This is a genomic window from Aminiphilus circumscriptus DSM 16581, assembly GCF_000526375.1.
Taxonomy (GTDB): Bacteria; Synergistota; Synergistia; order Synergistales; family Aminiphilaceae; genus Aminiphilus; species Aminiphilus circumscriptus.
Map to the genome: position 1 here is coordinate 1 of NZ_JAFY01000007.1, position 22,744 is coordinate 22,744.

The following is a 22,744-nucleotide window of genomic DNA, read 5'->3' on the forward strand; positions in this document are numbered from 1 at the left end:
TCGGGAGAGGTGATCGGTTTGCTCATGCCCACAGAGTACGCCAAAAGCGCGTTGCCTTTAAGCATTCTTTGTTTAGGAGTGGTACTTCAATCTACGCAGCAAATCTCAGCACTCGGTATTTCTTTGGAGAGAAAAACATTTCTGCTTGCTCGTATGGCATGGGTGGCCGCTTTTGTGAACCTTGCTGCCAATTGGCTGCTCATTCCTCGTTTTGGCGCTGTTGGAGCAGCCTGGGGTACCTGCATTTCGTATCTTGTACTCACATCAGGCTATCTATATTTTACTCAAAAGCTTCATCCTTTGCCGATTCCCTGGCGAAAGCTGGGATGGCTTCTCTTGCTTGGAGGTGTGGTGTTCTGCACGGCGTTTTTCTCTAACAACACGAAGTGGGACGGGAAAATCGTTGCACTAAAGCTGATGTTTTCCATCGTTTGCCTGTTTTTAGGGTACCCCGTTCTTCAAATTCGGGGTAAAAAGCTTGGGAATCTCTGAAAAACTCCGTGCGGATGTCGGTGTTTTTTCCTTGAGACTGTAAAATGCATTCCAAAGCCGCCGTATTTCTGCGGCACGACATTCCTTTCCGGAAGCTGAGGTGCGAGAAAGCGACAGCGAATCCTCGCAAGCGCCATTTCGTTCAAGAAATACCAAAAACCCACAAAACGGGAACTCTTCTCGCCGAAATGGAACAGAGAGTCCCTTAAAAAGAGCTTTGCGCTCTTCTCGAACCTTCTATCTGGAAAGAGGAAGGGGCGTCTGGGGTCGGTCGTCAAATAGCGGACACCAAAACATGTAAGCAGGCTACTGCTCTTTGAAAAATTGTTTCTCATAGGCGGCAGGGGAGAGATAACCAAGTCTCTTTTGCCGTCGCTGCCGATTGTAAAAGATTTCGATGTACGTCGTGATCTGCCGTATAGCTTCCTGCCGGGTTTCGTAACGGCGATGATGAACGAGTTCGTTTTTCAGCACACCCCAAAAACTCTCAATGGGCGCGTTGTCATAGCAGTTCCTCCGGCGGCTCATCGATGCCCGCATTTTGAACTGGTCAAGGAGTTTTCGGTAGGTCCGCGGCGCAGTACTGACTGCCGCGGTCGGAATGATGAATCAAACCAGCCGCAGGCCTCTTGGCAGCGACAGCGCGAAACAGGGACTGGGTGACCAGATTCTTTGTCATGCGTTCTCCCATGGCGTAGCCCACAATCTCTCCGGTAAAAAGATCCTTGTGACCGGAGAGATTGTGGGGATGTAAGTGATATCCGTTACCCAGACTTGATTCGGGGCCTCCGTGACAAAGTTTTGGGAATCTCTGAAAAACTCCGCGCGGATGTCGCCGTTTTTTCCTTGAGACCGTAAAATGAATCCCAAAGCCACCATGTTCCTCCGGTGCGACCTTCTTTCCAGGGGGCTGAGGTACGATGAAGCGACAGAAAACTTTCGCGAGCGCCATTTCGTTCGAGAAATACCGAAAACCCACAAAACGGGAACTCTTTCTCGCCGAAATGGAACAGATAGTCCCTTGGAAAGAGCTTTGCGCTCTTCTCGAACCCTTCTATCCGAAAGAGGGAAAGGGACGTCCTCCCATAGGGCTGGAGAGAATGCTCCGGATCCACTTTCTCCAGAACTGGTTCAACCTCAGCGATCCCGGTGTAGAAGAAGCCCTCTATGACGTGGAGTCCATGCGGCGCTTCGCCCGTATCGATCTCGGCAACGAACCCGTTCCGGACGCACGATTTGCAAGTTCCGCCATCTTCTGGAAACCCACAAGCTCGCAGAGAAACTCTTCGAGGCGGTGAATCTTCATCTCGCCTCCCGGGGCTTAAAACTCTCCGCGGGAACCATCGTGGATGCCACGATCATCCATGCTCCTTCGCAGGCGAAAACCTGAGAGAAGAAACGCGACCCGGAGATGCATTCCACGAAGAAGGGCAACCAGTACTACTTCGGTATGAAAGTCCATGTCGGTGTGGACAAGGAAAGCAAACAGGTCCACAGCCTCGTCACCACTCCGGCGAACGTGCACGACTCCACCCGAATCGGTGAACTCCTGCACGGAGAAGAAAAAGAAGTCCGGGGAGATTCGGCCTACATGGGCAAAACCGAAGAGATCCGGACGAAAGCCCCGCGCGCCGTGGATTATACCCAAAAAAGAGCCACGAAGCACAAAAAGCTCACCGAAGAAGAGAAAGAGCAAAACCGTCTTCTTTCAAAAGTCCGTTCGCGGGTTGAACATGTCTTCCACGTCGTCAAATGCGTCTTCGGATTCACCAAAGTGCGCTATAAAGGTCTCGCCAAAAATACCGGTGTCGTGTACGTGCTCTTCGCTCTGTGCAATCTCTACATGGCGAGAGGTTTTCTCCTGTCCACAGGGGGTAGTGTCTCTAAAAATCGCTACCGGGGTTAAAAAGGGTCGGGAGACGGAGATAATTCCTCACATTCCGCTGCCAGAGGTGCGGGAAACGTGGTCTTTACGGGGCATTTCCTCTTTTCCTCCCGCTGTGAACATTTTTCGAGAAGCTTGTTCAGGGTTTCCTTAAGATATCGCGCTCCTGTTTTACTTGAGCAAGCTCTCGTTTGACGCGCTCAAGCTCCTCCTCAACCTGAGTGAGAGGCCGCCGCTCGCCGCCAATATCGGAAAGTTTTCCGGCCTTGTACGCTCTCACCCAGTTTTCCAGGGTCGACTTGGGCAGGGAGAGTTGACGCGATGCTTCATATGCTGTCAAGCCGCCTTCAATGATCATGTTGACGGCTTCATGCCGAAATTCTTTCGAATAGCGACCGTTCGTTGCGTTCTTTGCCATTCAGACACCTCCGTTTTGGTTGGATAGTAACTTTGGTGTCCGATATTTTCAACTTACCTCAAACGGATCCGTTCCGGATGCGCGATTTGCACGTTCCACCATTGTTCGAGGCGGAAAATCGTTTTTTCGCCTCTCGGGGCTAAAAACGCTCCGAGGGAACTGACGCACCCGTCACGATCATCCAGAGAAGAGTCCGTTCTCGAGTTGAACATGTCTTCCATGTTGTCAAATGCGTCTTCGGATTCCCAAGGTGCGCTATAAAGGTTTTGCCAAACATACCGGTGTCGTGTACGTGCTCTTCTCTCTATGTAACCTCTACATGGCGAGAGGGTTTCTTCTGTCCACAGGGGGGTGTCTCCAAAAATCGCTACTGGGGTTAAAAAAGGTCGAAAGACGTAATTCCTCGCTCTCCGCTGCCAGAAGCACGGGAAACGTGGTCTTTACGGGCATTTACCCTTTTCTTCCGCTGTGAACATTTTTTGAGAAACTTGTTCAGGGTTTTCCTTGGACGTGGATAAAGGAGAATCAAGAATGAACTGTTTGCTTTTTGGTGCATCGGGGCTTATCGGAACGCACCTGATGCCACTTTTGCAAGCAACCTACACTGTCGTTACCATAGGACGTCGGAAAACCAATACGTATTCTGCCGATCTGGAACGTGAATGGACAAGCGACCCTCTGCCAGGGCGCATTGATAGTGTCGTTTACTTGGCGCAATCGGAGAAGTTTCGGGAATTTCCGGAATTCACGGAAAGTGTCTTTCGCGTGAATACACTGAGTTTGTTGAAGGCGCTCGATTATGCCCGGCGCGCTGGGGCGCGGACGTTTGTCTATACTTCATCCGGTGGCGTGTATGGGAATTCAGCGGAGGTGTGCCACGAAGACGCTCCCGTCTGCCCTCACGGCGAACTCGGTTTTTATTTGGGAACCAAGATGTGCGGTGAGATCCTTGTGGAGAACTACACGTCCTACATGAATGTGGTTGTGTTGCGTCCCTTCTTTGTCTACGGGCCGGGACAGCGCAAGAATATGCTCATCCCCCGCCTCGTGGAGCGGGTGCGAAACGGCCAGCCGATCCAGCTTGTCGGGGAGGATGGTCTCCATATTAACCCTACATATGTTGAGGACGCAGCACATGCAATCCTAAAAGCGTTAACTTTAGAAATGAGCTGCAAGGTGAACATCGCTGGCCCGGAGATTCTCTCCATGCGTCAGATTGGAGAGCACATCGGACAAGCGCTTGGTAAGGAAACGCTTTTCGAGCAAACAGTAGGTACACCAAGTAAAATTGTAGGCAGTATTGAAAAGATGAGCAAGATATTGTGGAGGCCACAGATTTCTTTCGCAGAGGGAGTAAAACGTTATGTTAAGTCTTTGTGCAGGAGGGGCGATTGATGCGCGTTCTCCATCTTCCAACCAGCGTTGGAGGTAATTCATGGGGCTTGTCTCAGGGGGAGCGTCGAATTGGTCTTGAGAGCAGAGTTTTAAATATAGGGATTAATTACCTGGCATATCAGGCCGACGAAATTATTTATGTCCCAGAATGTTCCTTTTTGAGAAAACCGATTAAATTTATAAAAAGTTTAAGTGCTTTCTTAAAAAATCGAAACAAATACGATATTTTTCATTTTAATTTTGGATCATCCCTTTTGGACTATCCAAAATACGGAATGTATGCGTTGGATCTCCCTTTTTATTCAGCTAAAGCTAAGCTTTTTGTGACATATAACGGATGCGATGCAAGGCAGAAGTATCCTACAATGCAGCGGACTTCCATAGCAGCTTGTCATAATCCGCTGTGTTACAAAGGCATGTGTAATTCCGGTGAACAGGACCGAATTCGCCGGAGGAAAATAGCGAAGCTCGCCCTGTATGTAGACCACATGTTTGCCGTGAATCCAGATCTTCTTTGGTTTTTGCCTGAAGCAAAGGCTTCTTTTCTACCATATACCGTGGCAAATTGGTTTGAAGAGACTGATAGGCCTCCATTGCTTACCAAGAAAAAACTTCGTGTTGTTCATGCTCCAACAAATCGTGAGTGCAAGGGATCGGATATTATCTTGAAAGCTCTCTACGACCTTGAGACCATTTTCCCTGGCGAGATAGAAACTATTCTTGTTGAAGGTAAGTCGTACTCTGAGGCTCTTGCAATTTATCGTGATGCGGATTTGATTGTGGATCAAGTCCTCGTAGGCTGGTACGGAGGCTTAGCGGTGGAAGTTATGCGGATGGGAAAGCCTGTCGCTGTCTATATCAGAGAAGAGGATCTTCGTTTTATCCCTCCCGATATGCGGAAGGATCTCAATGATGCCTTTATCCGCGTTCAGCCAGATACCATTAATGAGGTCTTGGGGCGCTTTGTTGCTGATCGTCAAGCGTTGCGTGAAAAAGCGGAGAATGCGTATCATTATGTTCAAAAATGGCATGACCCTGTAAAAATCGCTTTACAAGTGAAAGAATATTACGAAGGCAAAAGGTAACTTCTCGAGGTGCAAAATGTGCGGAATATGTGGGCTGCTCAATATTAACTCAAATGCCAATGCTTTGACGATTCACACCATGGCACAACGTCTTCGCCATCGTGGTCCGGATGACGAGGGGTATATCGCTGTCTCCATGCGGAACGGAACAGTGACACCCTTGGGAGGGGCAGACTCGCAGCTTTTCCTCCCCGATGTTTCACGCTTCGAGGGAGAGGCGGACCTTTATCTAGCCCATCGTCGTCTTTCGATTATAGATCTCTCTCCCGCGGGGCATCAACCGATGAGCTACGATGACGGCAATCTGTGGGTTACTTTCAATGGTGAGCTGTACAATTACCAGAGTCTTCGTGCGGACCTTGAGAAACTGGGACATCGCTTCAAAACACGCACGGATACGGAGGTGTTGCTGGCGGCGTACAGGGAGTGGGGAGAGAAGTGCCTCGACCGCTTCGACGGCATGTGGGCCTTCGTGCTCTACGACAGGCGGCGCAATCTGCTCTTTGGTTCCCGTGACCGTTTCGGAGTGAAGCCACTCTACTACGTGAAGAACGATGGTTTTTTCGCCTTTGCATCGGAGGTGAAGGCTTTTGCCGTTCTTCCAGGCTTTCGGCGGACCGTGCGTTCCGAGGCCATCTTCGACTATCTTGTTTTCGGAGTCGAGCGCTGGGATGACGGTGCAACATTCCTTGAAGAGGTGCTGGAGCTTCCGCCTGCGCACGCCTTCCGCTTTGATCTGGCTGACAAAAGGCTGCACGTGCGCCGATACTACGAACTGCCTTATGACGACGGTGCTGCCTGGGAGCCTTTCTCCGCGAAAAAGGCGACTGAGTACGTGGAGCGGGTTCGGGAGCTGCTCTTTGCCTCTGTGCGCTGTCATCTTTCGTCGGATGTTCCCGTGGGGAGTTGCCTCTCCGGGGGGATCGACAGCTCGTCGATTTTTGGCGTCATCGGGGCGATTCTCAAGGGCGAGCGCATCACCGAGGTGGGCGACAGGCCGCGCGCTTTCACGGCTTGCTACGAGGATGTCTCCATTGACGAGAGTGCTTGGGCGCGTTTGGTTGCAGAGCATACCGGAGGAGAATGGTACGCTGTCTATCCTCGGGGAGATGAGTTGATCAAAGATCTAGAGGACTTGGTTTACACGCAGGACTTTCCGTTCGGGAGTACCAGCATCTATGCTCAGTACCGCGTGATGAAACTGGCGAAGGATCGGGGCGTGACGGTTCTGTTGGATGGCCAGGGTGGAGACGAGCTTTTCACCGGTTACGCTCCCTACTATACGGCGTTTTTCCGGGAGATGCTTAAAAAGAATGCCTGGGGCGATCTGGCGAGGGAGTGGCGAGCGCTGGGCAATGCCCCGATGGGGAAAAAGAGCCTTGCTGTGGGAATGTTTATTAGCGTTTTCAAGAAATCGCTTCCTCAAAGCATCAAGAGGGTGGGATATGCCAGGCGTAACCTCTTGTTGGAATACATATCTCCAAGCTTGAAAGAAAAATACCTCTCCTCTGGCTTGGAGCGCATGGCGGGACGCATGTATGATTGGAATTCTTTGAACGAGATGCTTTTTTCTCTCATTTCCTCAGCTTCGCTCCCGGCACTGTTGCGCTATGAGGACAGAAACTCCATGCGCTTTCAAATAGAGTCGCGGACGCCGTTCGCGGATGATCGAAAGATGATAGAGGAAGTCTTTTCCATTCCATCTTCTTACAAAATTCATAACGGCTTCAGCAAGTGGCTGTTGCGCGAGGCGATGAAGCCACTTCTGCCGGAAAAGGTCTACCGGCGCTGCGATAAAATCGGGTTTGCAACACCGGAGTATTCATGGCTCCAGCCAAAGCGTGCCTATTTTAAAACATTGATTGACGAATCCTTGGCCCCGTTTCTTGATATTCGTAAGATCCAGGCTGAGTGGGATACTCTTTTTGCAAAGCAGCCGCGAAAAGGAACCATGCCGCTCTGGAGAATTATCAACCTGGCGATGTGGATGCGGCAATAAATCTTCGGGGCAAGGGAGGAAACGCCATGGCACAGTGCGTCGCTCCGGGAGCGATTCTGGGGAAGAATGTCTCTTTGGGATACAACGTGGTCATCGAGGACGAGGTGGTGCTCGGGGACGGCGTGGAGGTCGGACACAACGTGGTGATCCACCGGGGTGTGCGGATCGGCGCCGGATGTCGCATTTTCGACAACGCCGTGCTGGGAAAGCTTCCCGCCAAGGCCTCTCTTTCCGCCACGACGGGAGAGCCCCGGGAGCTGCCGTTCCTCGAACTGGGCGAGGCGGTCACCGTGGGGGTCTGCGCCGTTCTCTACCGGGGGGCCTTCCTTGGGCGGGGTGTCTTCGTGGCGGATCTGGCGAGCATTCGGGAGGATGTGACCATCGGGGAACTCACCATCGTGGGGCGAGGAGTGACCGTCGAGAACAAGGTGCGCATCGGGCGAAAGGTGAAGATCGAGACCGAGGCCTACGTGACCGCCATGAGCGTTGTGGAGGACTACTGTTTCCTCGCTCCCGAGGTGACCTTCACGAACGACAACTTTCTGGGGCGCACGGAGGAGCGGAAGAAACACTTCGGTGGTCCCACGCTTCGGAGGGGAGCCCGGATCGGCGCCAACGCCACGCTCTTGCCCGGCGTCGAGATCGGCGAGGACGCCCTCGTCGCGGCGGGAGCGGTGGTGGTGCGACATGTCCCTCCCCGGATGGTGGTGGCGGGGGTTCCCGCCCGGGTGCTGCGCCCTGTTCCGGAGGAGCAGCTTCTCGAAAAGCAGGTCTTCTTCGACGGCTGATTGGCGATTGAAGTGACAATCAGCCGAACAGGCACGGGTTTGAAGCTGCATCCGCAGCGCGGCGCCGTTTTCAAGAACGCGCGGGCTCGTCGCCGCTTCTTTCCCTCCCTGCGGCGAGATCCTTGAGCGCTTGCAGCTCCTCCGGTGAAAGTGAGCCGGAGATGTAGGTGGCGTAGACGGAGTTGTTGGCCAGAAGCGGTTCCGTGGCGAGTTCGGGCACGATCCGGCAAGCCGCGTCGAACAGGGGCGTTCCGGGAATGGGGGAGAATTCGGCGAGTTTCACCCTGGCGCCAAGGCCCCGGGCGAAGCGGATGGAGGCTTCCACGCTCTCGCGGCTCTGTCCGGGAAGGCCGAGGAGGAGATAGGTCTCGAGTGCTCCGTCGTCGTATCCGGCGAGGCGCAGGTTTTGCAGAGCCTCTTCATAATGGGAAGGCACGACTTTTTCCGACCCCGCCAGAAGGATGGCGGGGTCGGTGCTTTCCAGGCTGAGGCGGAGGGTGGCAAATCCCGTGCGGCGAAGCACGGCGGCGCAGGTACGGTCGATCTCCCGCACGTGCAGGCCGTTGGGTGTGTGGAACGAGACGCGGGGCTTGTCCTCTTCGGTTCGGGGAAAGCGCCGCGCCAGTTCCTCGCAGAGGGGGTAGAAGAAGTGCTCCTTGTCCAAAAGCAGCGCGTCGTCGTAGAAGGCAATTGACCGCACGGAGGGGAGTGCGAGCTGGGCGGCGATCTCCGCTGCGGCCTCGTCCACGCTTTTTCGCCGGTAGGCGGGCCAGAGCCGCGAGGAGGCGCAGTAGTCGCACCGGAACGGGCAGCCGAAGGAGGTGAGGGCCACGCCGTATTCCGGGTTTTCGTAGAGATCCAGGGCCGGAAAAGGTGCGGCGACGGGAAAGGGCTCGCTCTGCACGAAGTCCGCGCCGGAGCGGGCGGCGTGATCCGGGCAGAGCCTGGCGTAGATTCCTCCGAGGTGGAGAGGTGTTTTGGGAAAAACGTGCCGGAGGCGTTCGATGCACCAGAAGACCCCGGGATACCAGTAGGTCATGCCGGAGGTGACGAGGATCACGTCCGGCTCGGGCAGGGAGCGGAGGCGTTCGAGGAAGCGTTCCTCCGGAAGGCCGAAATGGGAGTAGGTGCGGGGAATGTCCCGGTAGGGGGCGGGTTTGGGCAGGGGCTGCCTGTGGGGGACCCGGCGTCCGAAGCTCCGCTTCTTTTCCCCTGCCTCGGCGATGCAGTCCAGGAGGGTCACGTCGTTTCCGTTTCGCCGAAGCGTTTCCAGAAGATAGAGAAGTCCCAGCGGCTTGGCCCAGAGATCGAAATAGGCGAAATCGAAGACAGGGGGATTCACCCCGAGCACGCGGGCCCCCCGCAGGGAGAGGAGCCCCCCGGAGGCGTCGCCGCGCACGCTTTCGCAGCACATTGCGTCGCGTTGCCTTTCTCGCGAAGTCGTCTCCGTCGCGGTGTTTGCCGGAGTCACCGAAAAGGAGGAGAGCTTCTGTTCCTGTGTCACGAAAAACCTCCGCAGCGACTCCGGAGCTCTCTAGGAAGCGGCGGTGAGGTTCTTCTTGAAGTTTTTCCCCGATCCCATCATGACGCCGATGAAGGCCAGGGAGTCCACGTTTTCGCAGATAATGCGCGTTGTCGCCGCGATGGGCACCGCGAGGAGCGCCCCGGGAATTCCCCAGAGCCACCCCCAGAAGAGAAGGAACACGAGCACGCCCACGGGGCTCAGGTTCAGCCGGTCGCCCATGAGCTTCGGCGTGATGATGTTGCCGATGGTGACCTGGATGACGAGGAGTGCCGCCGCCACGACGAGAGGATGCCCCAGGGAGGGATAGGATTTCACCAGGGCGACGAGAACGGGCGGGATGGAGGCCGCGATGGAGCCGAGAGTGGGGATGAAGTTGAGCACGAAGGCCAGAACGCCCCAGGTGACGGCGAAATCCACCCGGAGAAATGCCAGGGCGAGCCAGACGCAGATTCCCGTGGAGAGACTGATGAAGAAGAGCGTGCTCAGATAGCGCCCGATCTGATGAGAGACGGAATCAATGGCTTTCTGGACCTTTTTCGCCGCATCGGGCGAAAGGGCGTAGCGCAGCTTGTATTCCAGATAGGGCGCGCCAAGGAGGATGAAGACGAGAAAGATCATGACCAGAAAGAGATTCATCAGTAGCGTGGCCACCGATGCGGGAAGCCCGAGAAGGTAGGAGGCGATTTTCGGCCCCAGGTCGAAATTCTGCCAGAAGCCGGGAGGGATGCCGAAATTTTCTCCCGAGGCGTTCACAAGCCCCATGAGGCGGCTGTAATACCGGGGAAAGGCGTTGGCGAAGAGCATGATCTTGTCGTACATGAACGCGACGCTCTGGAAACAGACCCCCAGGAAGGTCACGATGATCGCTGCGATGGAAAGGGCGGGAGGAATGCGCTTCCGCTCGAGAAAGCGCACCAGAGGACTGAAGAGATAGGAAAGGAGCCACGCCACGACCAGGGGCAGGACGACGCCCTTTGCGGCCTTGAAAACAGCCCCCAGGGCCACGAGGGCGAGAATTCCGAGAAAAACCGTCGCCGCACGGTTTTTGTCCATCGCACATCCTCCCTTGTCTTTTTACGCATGTTCTTCCGCCGGTGCTCCTTGTGTCGGTGCTGGTGATGCTCTTTTCTTGCGTTCGCGCGCTGTGTCGCGAGCTTCCGTTCTTTGGTGCCGCCCGGTGTGTTTTGTCCGGGGGCGTTCTCTTCCGGGCTGCTTGCTTGCTCGCTTGCACCTTGTGTGTTCGAGCCCTTCCGAAGATCATAACACGGAGGTGCGGTGGCGTGGGCGAAGCGCAGAGGCCGCAACACCTCTCATCCGGGTAGCTGCGGCCTCGCTTCGGTGCAAAAGCGTTTTCGCCTTCCTTCCGGCGCCGGTGCGTTCCGTGCTACCTCCGGTGCAGCAGGGGAGCGGCGATGAAGGAAAGTCCCTTTCGGGTCAGGGCCGCGGCGGTGCGGTTCATCGCGTCATGCTTTGCAAGGTAGTGCTTCTCCAGAACGGGCATTTCGCCGCTCGCGAGAATTTCCTGCTTGTCCCGGAAGTAGTCCAGGATGTCCGAGGGGCGTTCCATCTCCATTTCCTTCTCCGGGTCGCCCCCTTCGTGCTTGGCGGAGATGTTGGGAATGCGTTCCGCCACGTCGAGCAGGTCGTCCCTGCGGCAGTAAGGCTGCCGGACGATGTGCCGGTAGCACTCGGTGATGTGGTGCTCGATGCGGACCTTGTCCTCCAGTCCCAGGGTGCGGCGGATGTCGCCCGCCAGTTCCAGGTGGCGGGCGTCGATGGAATTGGAGAGGTTGAAGCCTATCAGGGGGGTGCTGCCGTCCGCTCGTGCGAGGAGTTTGGCCATGAACAGGGTCCAAAACACCGAGTAGGGGTTGTCGTTCCCCATGAACACGGAGATCTTGAACTTCACGTTCACGCCGAGTCGATACAGAAGATATCCGAGAAAGACCGTTCCGGAATTGGTATTCAACACTTCCCGGACGCCGTAGGTGGTGTAATAGTAGAGGACTTCATCGACCCATTCGAGAGGATGCGCATTGGGCTGGCCGATACCGCCGAAATACCCTGTGATGGTGTCTGGCCCGCCCAGGTGGACGTTCGAGCCGTCGGTGCCCTTGGTGTCGAGGGTTTCCACAAGGCTCGCCCCGAGAATCTGCGCCGCTGCCGTGACGGCCAACAGATCGCCGTCCTGCTCCTGCTCGCGCATTTTCCGGACCCGAATAATGCGGCCGGGCATCAGCTCCCGCTCGTCGAGGGCCTTTTTCGCCTCCGTGATGAGCCAGGGAAAGTACTGAAGGGCGCTCACCTCCAGCGTTACGGCCCGGGACGCGTCGAAGGATGCGCAGGGCGTGGCGTCGCCCAGTACGTTGCTCCGGAACTCGCCGACGGAGACAAAGGAGCCCCGGTCGCGCTCCCGAACGAGCCATTCCAGATCCTGCACATAGGGTGACCCTGCGGCGCGGAGTCTTTCAAGGATATTGGGAATTTTTCTCGCCTCGTCCGCCTTGGCATTGATCTCCTCGGGTGTGCCGTATTTCGCTACCACCCGAAGAAAGTCCGCCACGAGGGGGTTCGAGGGATCGGCGAGCACGTCGTTCAGTTCCTCGAAGACATGATGCTCCATGCGAAACGGATTGTTGAACATGGTACTCCTCCTTTCGACCATCTCAGGATGACCATACATGCTCCGAAGAGGGAGTCCTCCGGGTTTCTCCTCGGGGCGGGGTTCTATGATACCGCTTGTGCTTTCGTTCGTCACGTCTTCGGCGTTCTTCGGTGAGAGCGTTGCGCTCCGGAATCCTCAACGGAAAGGGGCCCGGGTAGCGCCCCCACGCTCAGAAGGATGAACCAGGAGTCAATTTCTGGAAGAGGTCCTCGTCGGACATGCTTTTCAGTGTGGTGACGGGAATTTTCTCGGATCCCATGATGTGTTGCCGGGGAGAGGGCTTTCCGCTCTTTTCGAGATGGGCGTCGAAAAGCAGCGCCAGCAGGACGCCCACAAGGAGTCCCGAACCGATGGCTTCCGCGTATTGGCCATCCATCTGATCGCCGTAGGGGGCGTAGTAGGGGAGTAACTCGCCCTTTGCGGCCAGTTTGAGGTATTTTCGGAGCACTTCCGGCTCCAGAAATTCCGGTTCCTTGACACTCTGCTTCAGCAGTGCCATGAGTGCCGCCAACGTGTCGCCCCCACTGCCGCGTTTGGAGACGATGTCGCCTGTTTCCCAATTGCTGATGGTGATGTTCGACACGCCGAGGATCCGCGCCAGATCGGCCTGACCGATACCGAGGGCGGAACGGAGTTGTGCGATGGTGGAATGGGGATTCTTGCTGGGTCTTGCCATGAAGGACACCTCCTGATTGAAATTCAAAACCTCCATCTCGCGGAGTTTGTTTATCTGTGATTATATATATTCGGAAAGATTTTGTAAAGAACAGCTCGATTTTTTTTGAAGATGATCGATGGAATTTTGATGGGACTGGATAGGAGAAAAGATGCGCAATGGATAGTGTAATTAGTGACGGCTTCTGCATTCTCTGATTTTTGTTTCAATGTGCGATAGAAACATTGGCTGTTTGCGGAATAGGTGGTACGAAGGGGACCTAAAGGAACCGCCATTCTTCTGCTAAGAGTGTTTTTTTGACATGAAGCGAGGCGGGTGGAGAAGGCGGTTCCCCTGGAAATATGGAAAGAGTTGTCTTTGAAGAGCAGTGGGGTACAATGTATGCATGTAAAAAGACATCGGAGATGACGCAAGCGGTTCCGTTCCTTTTTGTGGAATCTCTGAATAAGGCTGCGTCAGCCCCGCAAAGGCACCTCGCAGAGCCTGATGCGACCCGAGTCAAGGGAAAGGAACCTCTGAAAAATGCCGCGCCGATCTCGAAAAAACGCGATGCAATCGAAAATCGAGAGAGCGATTCCTACTTGATCAGGGTTTCCGAAAGCGAAAGGTCTTTATTCAGAACTTCCTTGTATTTTGCTCAGACATGGTTCTCGGTTCTGCGGAGAGCGGCAGGGCTGTTTTTTCATGGTGCGTCTCGCAGCTCTTTGCGGGCCCCGCGGCGATCCTTCCTCGTGGAGAAGAAACAAGAAAACAAAATAAATATAGTGTGCAATATATCAAACCGGATCTTGTTTTGAGTGCATGAAACTCGTTTTTGGAAGGAGTGACATGTTTCCACTTGACAGGAAAGAGGAGTGGAAATATGCTTGTGATACATTGCATCCTATTTGTTCCTCCTTCCATCGAGGCTGTGTTGAGACGAAGAGATTTCTTGAATGTGCCGTGTTTTGGTCGCGCATACCGCAGCTTCAGCGAATCTATGCATGGGTGGAGGGGAAATGGGATGGAGAAGCCGGCGCGTTTCGTGCTCAAGTCGCTTCGGGAGATGGTCTACGAATATCTGAAGAGGCAGCTCAACGAGGGGCATCTCGAGCAGGGGTCCTTTCTCAACCTGAACGAGATCAGCAAGGAGCTGGGGATTAGCAAGACGCCGCTCCGGGATGCGCTTTTTCAGCTCGAATCGGAAGGATTCATCACGATCTTTCCCCGAAGGGGCGCCATGGTGAACGTGCTCACCCTGGAGAAGATCCGAAACATCTACCAGATCGTGGGGGCTTTGGAGAGCGCGGTTCTCTCCTCGGTGGCGCTTCGGCTTCGGAGTGAGGATCTGGACCGGATGGAGACCTACAACGAGGAAATGCGCGCCGCTCTCGAGGTGGATGATTTCGACCTTTTCTATGCGAAGAATCTGGCTTTTCACAACGTGTTCCTCGACTATTCGGACAACGAGGATCTGCTGCATTCGGTGCGCATTCTCAAGGAGCGCCTTTACGATTTTCCCCGGAGCAAGGGGTTCGTGAAGGATTGGGAGGTTATCTCCACGGGAGAGCACGCGGAGATTTTGCGGTTGCTCCGCAAGGAGGACTACAACGGTGCCGCCGAGTATGTGCGGGATGTGCATTGGAGCTTTGCCGTGCAGGAGCGGTTCATCCGCAAGTACTATTTCGCACGGAGCGCCGAGCTGGATCGCAAGAGAGGAGTCTGAACCATGGAGCGGGATGTCCGGGGCATCGTGTTCGATCTGCGCAAATATTCCGTCCACGACGGACCGGGTATTCGAACCACCGTGTTCTTGAAGGGATGCCCCCTATCCTGCCTGTGGTGCCACAATCCGGAGAGCCAGTCCTTCTGGCCGGAGCTACTGCATCGGTCGAGCGCCTGCATCGGCTGCGGCGCCTGCATCGCTGCCTGCCCTGAGAAGGCCCTTACTCCCTCGCCCGACGGCGGCGTGATTCTGGACCGGAAGCGCTGCATTCTCTGCGGTGCCTGTTGTCGCGCCTGTGTGGCGGATGCGCTGGAGATGGCCGGGAAGTCCCTCTCCGTGGCGGAGGTGATGGCCACGGTGCGGCAGGACGTGCTCTTCTACGATCAGTCCGGCGGAGGGGTTACCTTCTCCGGCGGCGAGCCCCTGAGTCAGCCCGCGTTTCTTGCGGCCCTGCTCCGGGCGTGCCGCGACGAGGAGATTGCCACCGCCGTGGATACCTCGGGCTACGCCCCCTCCGAGACACTTCTCGCCGTGGCGGAGCTGGCGGACCTCTTTCTTTACGATCTCAAACACATGGATTCAAGGCGCCACGAGGAGGTTGCGGGAGTTCCCAACGACCTGATCCTCGAAAACGCACGCCTGTTGAGCGACCGGAATGTCCCTCTCTGGATACGCATTCCGCTCGTTCCGGGCATCAACGACGACGAGAGAAATCTGCACGATACCGGAGCCTTTGTGGCGACGCTGCAGAGCGTCCGGAAGGTTTCGTTGCTTCCCTACCATCCGAGCGGACGGGACAAATACCGGAAGCTCGGCAGGACCTACGCGCTTTCCAGCCTTGCAACGCCGTCTTCGGAGGAGATGGAGCGGGCGGCGGAACTGTTGTCCCGAAACGGCCTGAGTGTGACGATCGGAGGATGAGGATCATGAACGAACGAGTGAAGCGGCTGCGGCACCTGAGCTTCGAGACCGCTCCGAGTTTTTCCGCCGAAAGGGCGGTGCTCGTGACGGAGTTCTACCGGGAGAACGCGGGACGGTATTCCGTTCCCGTGCTTCGGGCGCTGAATTTCAAGAATCTCTGCGAGAAGAAGACCATCTACATCGGCGAGGACGAACTGATCGTGGGAGAGCGCGGCCCGGCTCCCAAGGCGGTCTCCACCTTTCCAGAGCTGACCTGTCATTCCGTGGAGGATCTGGAGGTGCTCCACACCAGACCGATGCAGCGCTACCTGGTCGATCCCAAGGACGTGGAACTTTACCGGAACGTGGTGATCCCCTACTGGAAGGGGCGGAGCATGCGCGACCGCGCCTTCGCGGAGATCCCCCAGGGGTGGAAGGACCTCTACGAGGCGGGGCTCTTTACGGAGTTCATGGAGCAGCGGGCCCCCGGCCACACCTCGCTCGACGGGACCATTTACCGCAAGGGCATGCTGGACTTCAAGAAGGAGATCGCCGAGACAAGGGCAGCGCTGGACTTCCTGAATGACCCCGAGGCGACGGAGAAGGACGAGGAACTCAAGGCGATGGACATCTCCTGCGACGCGGCGATTCTCTTCGCCGAGCGCCATGCCGCCCTCGCGGAGGAGATGGCCGCTTCGGAAAAGAATCCCGCCCGAAGGGAGGAACTGCTCCAGATCGCCCGGGTCTGCCGCCGCGTGCCCGCTCACGCGCCGCGAACCTTTTGGGAGGCGTTGCAGATGTACTGGTTCGTCCATCTCGGGACCATCACGGAGCTGAACGGCTGGGATGCCATGAGCCCCGGGCACCTGGACCAGCATCTCGCCCCCTTCTACGAGGCGGAGACCGCCTCGGGAACGCTCGACCGGGACCGTGCCAAGGAGCTGCTCTCCTGCTTCTGGATCAAGGTGAACAATACCCCCGCGCCTCCCAAGGTGGGCGTCACCGCCGCCGAGAGCGGTACCTACAACGACTTCACGAACATCAACCTGGGCGGATTGCGTCCCGACGGTTCCGATGGATCCAGTGAAGTTTCCTATATCATCCTGGAGGTCATGGACGAGTTGCGTCTTCTCCAGCCCCAGGGAAACGTGCAGGTGAGTGCCAAGACTCCGGACCGTCTCCTCAAGGCGGCGGGGCGGGTCATCCGGAACGGTCTGGGCTATCCCTCGCTCTTCAACGCCGACGCGGTGGTCATGGAACAGATCCGGGTCGGCAAGACACCGGAGGATGCCCGCGAAGGCGGCACCAGCGGCTGTGTCGAGACCGGAGCCTTCGGCAAGGAGGCCTATCTTCTCACGGGATATCTCAACGTGCCCAAGGTACTCGAACTCGTGCTCAACAACGGCACAGACCCCCTGTCGGGAAAGAAAATCGGCATGGAGACGGGGGATCCCCGCTCCTTCACCTCCTTCGACGACCTCTATGCGGCCTTCGAGAAACAGCTCGCCTTCGTGGTGGACACGAAGATCCGGGTGAACAACTACCTGGAGCGCATGTACGCCCAGTACGCCCCCGCGCCGTTCCTCTCGGTGGTCATCGCCGACTGCATCAAAAAGGGGAAGGACTATTACAACAGCGGTCCCAGGTACAACACGACCTATATCCAGTGCTGCGGCATCGGTACCGTGACGGACAGCATGTCCGTTCTGAAGAAGCATGTCTTCGAGGAGAAGACCGTTCCGATGGAGAGATTGCTCGGTGCCCTGGCGAAGAACTGGGAGGGGGAGGAGCAGCTCCGGCTCTTCGTCTTCAACCGCACTCCCTTCTACGGCAACGACGACGACTACGCGGACGACATCATGCGCCGAGTCTACGACTCGCTCTTCCGCACCATCGACGGCAAACCGAGTACCAAGGGAAACACCTACCATCTGAACATGCTCTCCACCACCTGCCACATCTACTTCGGCAAGAAGCTCGGCGCCACGCCCAACGGACGCTTCGCTCACCTTCCCGAGTCGGACGGCACGTCGCCCTCCCATGGAGCGGACCGCAAGGGTCCCACGGCGGTGATCAAGTCCCTGGGCAAGATGGACCAGATCAAGTCCGGCGGAACGCTCTTGAACCAGCGCTTCCTTCCCTCGGTCCTCGCCGGGGAGGAGGGGCTCGAAAAGCTCACGCAGCTCGTGCGGAGCTATTTCCGCCTCGGCGGGCACCACATCCAGTTCAACGTGGTGGACACGGAGACGCTCCGTGCCGCCCAGAAGACTCCCATGGAATACCGGGACCTGTTGGTGCGCGTCGCCGGATACAGCGACTATTTCGTGGACCTGGACATTCATCATCAGGAGGAGATCATCGCCCGGACTGCCCAGGAGGGCTTCTAGGGTTTGTGGCATCGAGGGGGCGGCTCGCTCCCTCGATGCTGCCCGTGCCCCTTTGTCGTTGCCACAGAACGTCTGTTTCCCGGGAGAAGTCTAGGAGAAAGAGCGTTCGTTTTTCGGAGGCGAAGGAGGGGATTGCCCGTGGCACGAATGTCGTTGCGTTTGCTCACTCTGTGTATTTTCCTGCTGGTAGGGGTGTCCGTGCCCGGAGGAGGTGCCGGTGCAGCTTTCGGGGAAACGGGAGAAGAGCCCTTTGCGGTGTATCTGAAAAACGAAACCCTCGGACTCGGCAGCACGCGGATCGCCGATCCGGAGGACCCGGGAGACTGGTACTGGACCTGTGCGGCCCATCCCGGCGATGAAATGCTCCTTCTGGAGAATCCCGCCTCCCGGGGGGCGAGTGTCTTTCGCCTGGACGAAAAGCGCATCGGCACCGTGAAGGTGGTGCTCCACGGAGAGCGTTCCAGGGTTGCCGTGGTCCCCCGGGCGGTGAGCGCCGATGCGGTTCGCTTCGTGTGGCCCTCCGGATTCGCTCCGGGGGAACGGGTCCTGGTGAGCCTGGAGGGAAGCCTCAGCCTGGAGGCGCGCTACACCATGGTCAAGAACTGGATCACCCGGAAGGTCGCGGGCGATCCCTCGCCCGCGTCGGCGGACGCGGTGAAGAACATCGGCGCCTTTCCAAGGCACTTCATTCCCGCAGGGGTGCTCAACGCGGGAAAAGAAACCCCTTTGCTTCTGCGCGTGAACGCTGACCCCGTGACAAATTTCCTTCACATCCGGGGGCAGAACCTGAAAGGACAGTGCACGGTGCGCTTCCCCGACGGTACGCGACAGACCGTGGACAACACATCCCCCTTCACGCTCCGTGTTCCCTACGTCTACGGAATGGATGCCGGCCCTCTCTCCGTGGAATTCACTTCGGGGGAGGTCTCCAATTCTCTGTTCGTGCGCTTCCCTCGGAAGGTTGCGGGACTTCTCGCCTTTCCGGAGGGGGAGGTTGCGGAGACTTCGCGAATCGCTCTTGTCGTCGGAGACGATGCGGCGGAGGATGCCTTCGAGGAACGGGATTTTTTGCTGCGCGAGGACGGTTCCTTCGTGATCGGCATGGACAACCGGAAGGAGACGGAGTCCCTGTCTGCGATGCTGCGATGCGGGGACGGATCTTTCGTGGAGCTTGCCCGGACCGATGTTCCCCCTGAGGAGACTCATGTGCTCCTTGTGATCGCTCCGGAGACGCTTGCCTTGGTGCGGCGGACCTGCGGCCCCTGAAGAGGAAGTGCGAAGAAAGGCCGGAGCGAGACGTATGGAGGAACAGGAGAACACGTTTGGAGAAGACACGTTGACGACGAAGGCGGGGTCCCCTGGGGGACCCCGCCTTGGGATGGGGGAGCCTCAACCCATCACGTCGAGGTTTCTGCCGATGCCCACACTGGCAAAGAGCTGCGAAATCATATCTTGCTGCAGTGCCGTAGTCGTGTCCATGATCTTGTTCGTTACGGCCATCTGAATCTGCACGGCCGTTCCCGCGGCATTCGCGGAGTGGATCGCATCGATCGCATCCATGGGCATCACCTCCTTTGCTCCCCTTAGGATACCACATCCTCAGTTTCGGCTATGTTCCCCGAAAACTGGAAACCCCCCCTTGCAAACGCTCTTCTGGAAAGAGATCCTTGTCGGAAAACGGATCTTCGGCCATATCGAATGCCCTTGACAAAAAATAGGTATTCAGGTATTGTTTTTCCAAAATAGAGAGGAGGCAACCATGAGTACGGTGGTTCAGATTTCGGAAGCGGTGTCTTTGGCGTTCCACGGCATGGGGTTGCTCGCTGGGCCGGAAGAGCGCATGAGCGTGAAGGACATGGCCGCCGCGACAGGTGCCTCCGAAGCGCACCTGGCAAAGGTTTTTCAGCGCCTTGTCAAGGAAGGCCTCGTGGTTTCCACCCGAGGCCCCCGGGGAGGCTTCGCCCTCGCCAGGGCTCCCGAGGAGATCACGCTGTTTCAGATCTACCTGGCCATGGAAGGAGTTCCCCGGGAGAACGCCTGCCTGCTCCGTCGGGCGGAGTGCCCCTTCGGAAGTTGTCTCTTCGGCGGGCTTCTCGCGGACCTGACCCGGCAATTCGTGGGGTATCTGCGGGAGAAAACCCTTGCGGACCTGAGAGGGAGGACATGAACAATGGGAAAGAACGTGCGGCGGATCATCGAGATCGACGAGAGCAAATGTGACGGGTGCGGTCAGTGCGCCGAAGCCTGCCACGAGGGAGCGATCCGCATCGTGGACGGCAAGGCGAAGCTCGTGAGTGATTCCTACTGCGACGGACTTGGGGACTGCATCGGCGAGTGCCCCCGCGGCGCCATTACCTTTGTGGAGCGCGAGGCCGCTCCCTATGACGAAGAGGCGGTGAAGCGCCATCTGGCGGCTAGGGCTTCGGGCGGGGAAGAGGCGGAGCCTCTCTCCGGACCGGCTGTTTCGGAGGGGACATTGCCTTGCGGTTGCCCCGGAACAGCGGTGCGGGATCTGCGGGGTGCCCCCGGAGAGCGCGGAAAAGGGTGTCCCGGCACGGCCGCACGATCTCTGGAGCAGAGGGGAGAACCGCTCCGGGAGGAGCAGCGGGCCGCCGACGAAGCGCCTCGAAGTGCGATGTCCGAACTCGCCAACTGGCCCGTGCAGCTCAAGCTCGTTCCCGTGAACGCCCCCTACCTGCAGGGTGCGCATCTGGTGATGGCCGCGGACTGCACCGCCTTCGCCCACCCCGATTTCCACGCGGCTTTTCTGCGGGGTCCGAACCGGGTATGCCTCGTGGGATGTCCCAAACTGGACGATGCCGCCTTTTACCAAGAAAAGATCGCTGCTATCATAGAAGCTAACGCGACACCGTCGATTTCGGTCATCTATATGGAAGTTCCCTGTTGCGGCGGGTTGAAGCGATTGGTGGAGAACGCGGTGGAGCAGGTGGGACGTGCTCTGGACCTGCGTCTGGTGCGTGTGGGCATTCGCGGGGACATTCTGGAGGACGGAACGACGCGATATCGTTTTCGCAGACAGGGGTAGCATATTTTTCGAGAGCGAAGGGGGAAGAATTTCATGTTCTGTTACCAGTGCGAGCAGACGGCAAAGGGAACGGGATGCACGGCCTGGGGCGTATGCGGCAAGAGCCCGGAGGTGGCGGATCTTCAGGATGTGCTGCTCTACGTAACCAAGGGGATTTCCATGTATGCCGCCCGGGCGCGGCAGCTCGGGGCCAAGGATGCCGGAATCGACCGGTTCGTCGTGGAGGCGCTGTTTACCACCATCACCAACGTCAACTTCGACGAAGAGCGCATGGAGACCATGATCCGCAGGGCCGGGGCGGTGCGTTCCGAGGCGAAGAAGCTCTACGAGGATGCCTGCGCCAAAGCGGGGAAGATCCCTGAAGTTCTCGGCGGTCCCGCTGCTTTTGCCCTCGCGCCGGACCGGAACGGCCTGATCCGCCAGGGTGGCGAGGTCAACCCCGAGGCGTTTGCCGAGAAGCGGGGTGAGGTGGTACAGGGATTGCACGACCTGGTGCTTCTTGGGCTCAAGGGAAGCGCCGCCTATGCGGACCACGCCGCCGTGCTCGGCCATGTGGACGACGATGTGATGGGATTCTTCCACGATTTTCTCGACTTCCTCAGCGCCGAGACGTTTTCGGTGGAGGAACTCACCGGAAAGGCCCTCGAAGCGGGCAAGTGGAACATCCGGGTCATGGAACTTCTCGACGGGGCCAACACGGAAACCTACGGCCATCCCGAGCCGACGAGCGTTCGGGTGACCCCCGTGAAGGGTAAGGCTATCCTCGTCTCGGGGCACGACCTCCGCGATCTGGAGCTGCTCCTCCGGCAGACCGAAGGGAAAGGGATCAAGATCTACACTCACGGGGAGATGCTTCCCTGTCTGGCTTATCCGGGGCTGAAGAAATATTCCCACCTCGCGGGAAACTACGGAAGTGCCTGGCAGAATCAGCGCGAGGAGTTCGACGCGTTTCCCGGGCCCATCCTCATGACCACCAACTGCATTCAGAAGCCCAAGGACAGTTATCTGGGCAGAATCTTCACCACCGGGCTCGTGGCCTGGCCGGGAGCCGTCCATATCGGCCCGGAGAAGGACTTCTCTCCGGTTATCGAGGCTGCCCTCGCCGCTCCGGGGTTCGCCGAGGACGAGCCGGAGCATCGCATTCTGGTCGGATTCGGACGGAACGCCGTGATGGGTGCCGCCGGAAAGGTCATCGACCTGGTGAAGGCGGGCAAGATCCGCCACTTCTTTCTCGTGGGCGGATGCGACGGAGCGAAGCCGGGGCGCAGTTACTACACGGATCTGGCGAAGCAGATACCGTCGGACTGCGTCATCCTTACCCTCGCCTGCGGCAAATACCGCTTCAACAAGCTCGATTTCGGCGATATCGAGGGCATTCCCCGTCTTCTCGACGTGGGGCAGTGCAACGACGCCTATTCGGCGGTGCGCATCGCCATGGCCCTTGCCGAGGCATTCCAGACCGACGTAAACGGCTTGCCCCTGTCACTGGTGCTCTCCTGGTACGAGCAGAAAGCCGTGTGCATCCTCCTCTCTCTGCTGCACTTGGGAGTGAAGAACATGCGCATCGGCCCTTCCCTGCCCGCTTTTGTCAAGCCCCCTGTACTGGCGGTGCTCCAGGAGAAGTTCAACCTCATGCCCATCACCACCCCCGAGGAGGACCTGAAGGCTATCCTCGGCTGATTGGGCCGGAAGGCAAGCACAGGAGTGCAGCGGCGGAAACAATGATCTTGCTTACAAAGGTCGCCCTCGCTGGAGGGATTCCCATCAAAAGGTGCGGG

The 22,744-nt window shown here is 57.4% G+C and carries 18 protein-coding genes and 2 pseudogenes; 13 read left to right on the plus strand and 7 right to left on the minus strand.

Annotated elements, in window-relative coordinates; genetic code table 11:
- On the plus strand, positions 1 to 492 hold a 492-nt coding region (locus K349_RS17055; RefSeq protein WP_034265669.1), incomplete at its 5' end, for an MATE family efflux transporter.
- A gap of 306 nt (positions 493 to 798) precedes the next feature.
- Here K349_RS17055 and K349_RS18830 read toward each other — a convergent pair.
- Positions 799 to 1,296, minus strand: a pseudogene (locus K349_RS18830) (IS3 family transposase); the annotation flags it as partial.
- Between the two features lie 116 nt (positions 1,297 to 1,412).
- Between K349_RS18830 and K349_RS17060 the strand changes: the two are divergent.
- A pseudogene (locus tag K349_RS17060) lies at positions 1,413 to 2,398 on the plus strand (IS5 family transposase).
- A 118-nt stretch (positions 2,399 to 2,516) separates the two neighbouring features.
- Here K349_RS17060 and K349_RS17065 read toward each other — a convergent pair.
- Positions 2,517 to 2,795, minus strand: a complete 279-nt coding sequence (locus K349_RS17065) for a transposase (protein WP_034265673.1) — start codon at positions 2,793 to 2,795, stop codon at positions 2,517 to 2,519.
- Positions 2,796 to 3,326: 531 nt separating this feature from the next.
- Here K349_RS17065 and K349_RS0110560 point away from each other — a divergent pair.
- Genes K349_RS0110560 through K349_RS0110575 form a run of 4 tightly spaced genes read left to right on the plus strand, consistent with a single transcriptional unit; the run spans position 3,327 to position 8,062 of the window.
- Positions 3,327 to 4,190 carry an NAD-dependent epimerase/dehydratase family protein gene (locus tag K349_RS0110560; protein ID WP_034265675.1) on the plus strand — a complete coding sequence of 288 codons (864 nt, stop codon included), beginning with the start codon at positions 3,327 to 3,329 and terminating at the stop codon, positions 4,188 to 4,190.
- Complete coding sequence (locus K349_RS0110565; protein ID WP_029165762.1) at positions 4,190 to 5,275, plus strand: glycosyltransferase family protein; 1,086 nt, start codon at positions 4,190 to 4,192, stop codon at positions 5,273 to 5,275. Before K349_RS0110560 ends, K349_RS0110565 begins: the two co-directional genes overlap by 1 nt.
- A 16-nt stretch (positions 5,276 to 5,291) precedes the next feature.
- Positions 5,292 to 7,274, plus strand: a complete 1,983-nt coding sequence (asnB, locus tag K349_RS0110570; RefSeq protein ID WP_029165763.1) for an asparagine synthase (glutamine-hydrolyzing) — start codon at positions 5,292 to 5,294, stop codon at positions 7,272 to 7,274.
- Between the two features lie 26 nt (positions 7,275 to 7,300).
- Positions 7,301 to 8,062, plus strand: a complete 762-nt coding sequence (locus tag K349_RS0110575) for an acyltransferase (RefSeq protein ID WP_029165764.1) — start codon at positions 7,301 to 7,303, stop codon at positions 8,060 to 8,062.
- Positions 8,063 to 8,132: 70 nt separating this feature from the next.
- Here the strand turns inward: K349_RS0110575 and K349_RS0110580 are convergent, their stop codons facing one another.
- From K349_RS0110580 to K349_RS0110595, 4 genes are all read right to left on the minus strand, one after another.
- Positions 8,133 to 9,566 carry a B12-binding domain-containing radical SAM protein gene (locus K349_RS0110580; RefSeq protein WP_029165765.1) on the minus strand — a complete coding sequence of 478 codons (1,434 nt, stop codon included), beginning with the start codon at positions 9,564 to 9,566 and terminating at the stop codon, positions 8,133 to 8,135.
- A 30-nt stretch (positions 9,567 to 9,596) separates the two neighbouring features.
- Entirely contained in the window at positions 9,597 to 10,640 is a 1,044-nt protein-coding gene (locus tag K349_RS0110585; protein ID WP_029165766.1) for an AI-2E family transporter, read from the minus strand.
- A 331-nt stretch (positions 10,641 to 10,971) separates the two neighbouring features.
- Positions 10,972 to 12,231 carry a hypothetical protein gene (locus K349_RS0110590; RefSeq protein ID WP_029165767.1) on the minus strand — a complete coding sequence of 420 codons (1,260 nt, stop codon included), beginning with the start codon at positions 12,229 to 12,231 and terminating at the stop codon, positions 10,972 to 10,974.
- A 190-nt stretch (positions 12,232 to 12,421) separates the two neighbouring features.
- Positions 12,422 to 12,928, minus strand: coding sequence for a helix-turn-helix domain-containing protein (locus K349_RS0110595; protein ID WP_029165768.1), 507 nt, complete (start codon positions 12,926 to 12,928; stop codon positions 12,422 to 12,424).
- A 1,003-nt stretch (positions 12,929 to 13,931) separates the two neighbouring features.
- Here K349_RS0110595 and K349_RS0110605 point away from each other — a divergent pair.
- From K349_RS0110605 to K349_RS0110620, 4 genes are all read left to right on the plus strand, one after another.
- On the plus strand, positions 13,932 to 14,633 hold the full coding sequence (locus K349_RS0110605) for a GntR family transcriptional regulator (RefSeq protein ID WP_029165770.1): 702 nt from the start codon (positions 13,932 to 13,934) through the stop codon (positions 14,631 to 14,633).
- A 3-nt stretch (positions 14,634 to 14,636) separates the two neighbouring features.
- Complete coding sequence (locus tag K349_RS0110610) at positions 14,637 to 15,554, plus strand: glycyl-radical enzyme activating protein (protein WP_029165771.1); 918 nt, start codon at positions 14,637 to 14,639, stop codon at positions 15,552 to 15,554.
- Positions 15,555 to 15,559: 5 nt separating this feature from the next.
- Positions 15,560 to 17,920: a trans-4-hydroxy-L-proline dehydratase gene (gene hypD, locus K349_RS0110615; RefSeq protein WP_029165772.1), complete on the plus strand. Its 2,361-nt coding sequence runs from the start codon at positions 15,560 to 15,562 to the stop codon at positions 17,918 to 17,920.
- Between the two features lie 138 nt (positions 17,921 to 18,058).
- Positions 18,059 to 19,186: a hypothetical protein gene (locus K349_RS0110620; protein ID WP_157367372.1), complete on the plus strand. Its 1,128-nt coding sequence runs from the start codon at positions 18,059 to 18,061 to the stop codon at positions 19,184 to 19,186.
- Between the two features lie 123 nt (positions 19,187 to 19,309).
- On the opposite strand, the gene K349_RS19200 is transcribed toward K349_RS0110620, so the two are convergent.
- Positions 19,310 to 19,480, minus strand: coding sequence for a hypothetical protein (locus tag K349_RS19200; RefSeq protein WP_157367373.1), 171 nt, complete (start codon positions 19,478 to 19,480; stop codon positions 19,310 to 19,312).
- Positions 19,481 to 19,679: 199 nt separating this feature from the next.
- On the opposite strand from K349_RS19200, the gene K349_RS0110630 reads away from it, so the two are divergent.
- From K349_RS0110630 to hcp, 3 genes are read left to right on the plus strand one after another with little or no spacing between them, the layout of a single operon-like run.
- A complete protein-coding gene (locus K349_RS0110630) occupies positions 19,680 to 20,087 on the plus strand; it encodes an RrF2 family transcriptional regulator (RefSeq protein ID WP_029165774.1) in 408 nt (135 codons plus the stop codon).
- A gap of 3 nt (positions 20,088 to 20,090) precedes the next feature.
- On the plus strand, positions 20,091 to 20,966 hold the full coding sequence (locus K349_RS0110635) for an ATP-binding protein (RefSeq protein WP_029165775.1): 876 nt from the start codon (positions 20,091 to 20,093) through the stop codon (positions 20,964 to 20,966).
- A 33-nt stretch (positions 20,967 to 20,999) separates the two neighbouring features.
- Positions 21,000 to 22,646 (plus strand): hydroxylamine reductase, encoded by a 1,647-nt coding sequence (gene hcp, locus K349_RS0110640; RefSeq protein WP_029165776.1) that lies wholly within the window; start codon positions 21,000 to 21,002, stop codon positions 22,644 to 22,646.
- Positions 22,647 to 22,744 lie beyond the last annotated feature (98 nt).

Bases quoted from the DNA above. Each gene is read 5' to 3' on its own strand.
- K349_RS17065 (WP_034265673.1), bottom strand. From the start codon at position 2,795: ATGGCAAAGAACGCAACGAACGGTCGCTATTCGAAAGAATTTCGGCAT.
- K349_RS0110560 (WP_034265675.1), top strand. From the start codon at position 3,327: ATGAACTGTTTGCTTTTTGGTGCATCGGGGCTTATCGGAACGCACCTG.
- K349_RS0110565 (WP_029165762.1), top strand. From the start codon at position 4,190: ATGCGCGTTCTCCATCTTCCAACCAGCGTTGGAGGTAATTCATGGGGC.
- asnB (WP_029165763.1), top strand. From the start codon at position 5,292: ATGTGCGGAATATGTGGGCTGCTCAATATTAACTCAAATGCCAATGCT.
- K349_RS0110575 (WP_029165764.1), top strand. From the start codon at position 7,301: ATGGCACAGTGCGTCGCTCCGGGAGCGATTCTGGGGAAGAATGTCTCT.
- K349_RS0110585 (WP_029165766.1), bottom strand. From the start codon at position 10,640: ATGGACAAAAACCGTGCGGCGACGGTTTTTCTCGGAATTCTCGCCCTC.
- K349_RS0110590 (WP_029165767.1), bottom strand. From the start codon at position 12,231: ATGTTCAACAATCCGTTTCGCATGGAGCATCATGTCTTCGAGGAACTG.
- K349_RS0110595 (WP_029165768.1), bottom strand. From the start codon at position 12,928: ATGGCAAGACCCAGCAAGAATCCCCATTCCACCATCGCACAACTCCGT.
- K349_RS0110605 (WP_029165770.1), top strand. From the start codon at position 13,932: ATGGAGAAGCCGGCGCGTTTCGTGCTCAAGTCGCTTCGGGAGATGGTC.
- K349_RS0110610 (WP_029165771.1), top strand. From the start codon at position 14,637: ATGGAGCGGGATGTCCGGGGCATCGTGTTCGATCTGCGCAAATATTCC.
- hypD (WP_029165772.1), top strand. From the start codon at position 15,560: ATGAACGAACGAGTGAAGCGGCTGCGGCACCTGAGCTTCGAGACCGCT.
- K349_RS19200 (WP_157367373.1), bottom strand. From the start codon at position 19,480: ATGGATGCGATCGATGCGATCCACTCCGCGAATGCCGCGGGAACGGCC.
- K349_RS0110630 (WP_029165774.1), top strand. From the start codon at position 19,680: ATGAGTACGGTGGTTCAGATTTCGGAAGCGGTGTCTTTGGCGTTCCAC.
- K349_RS0110635 (WP_029165775.1), top strand. From the start codon at position 20,091: ATGGGAAAGAACGTGCGGCGGATCATCGAGATCGACGAGAGCAAATGT.
- hcp (WP_029165776.1), top strand. From the start codon at position 21,000: ATGTTCTGTTACCAGTGCGAGCAGACGGCAAAGGGAACGGGATGCACG.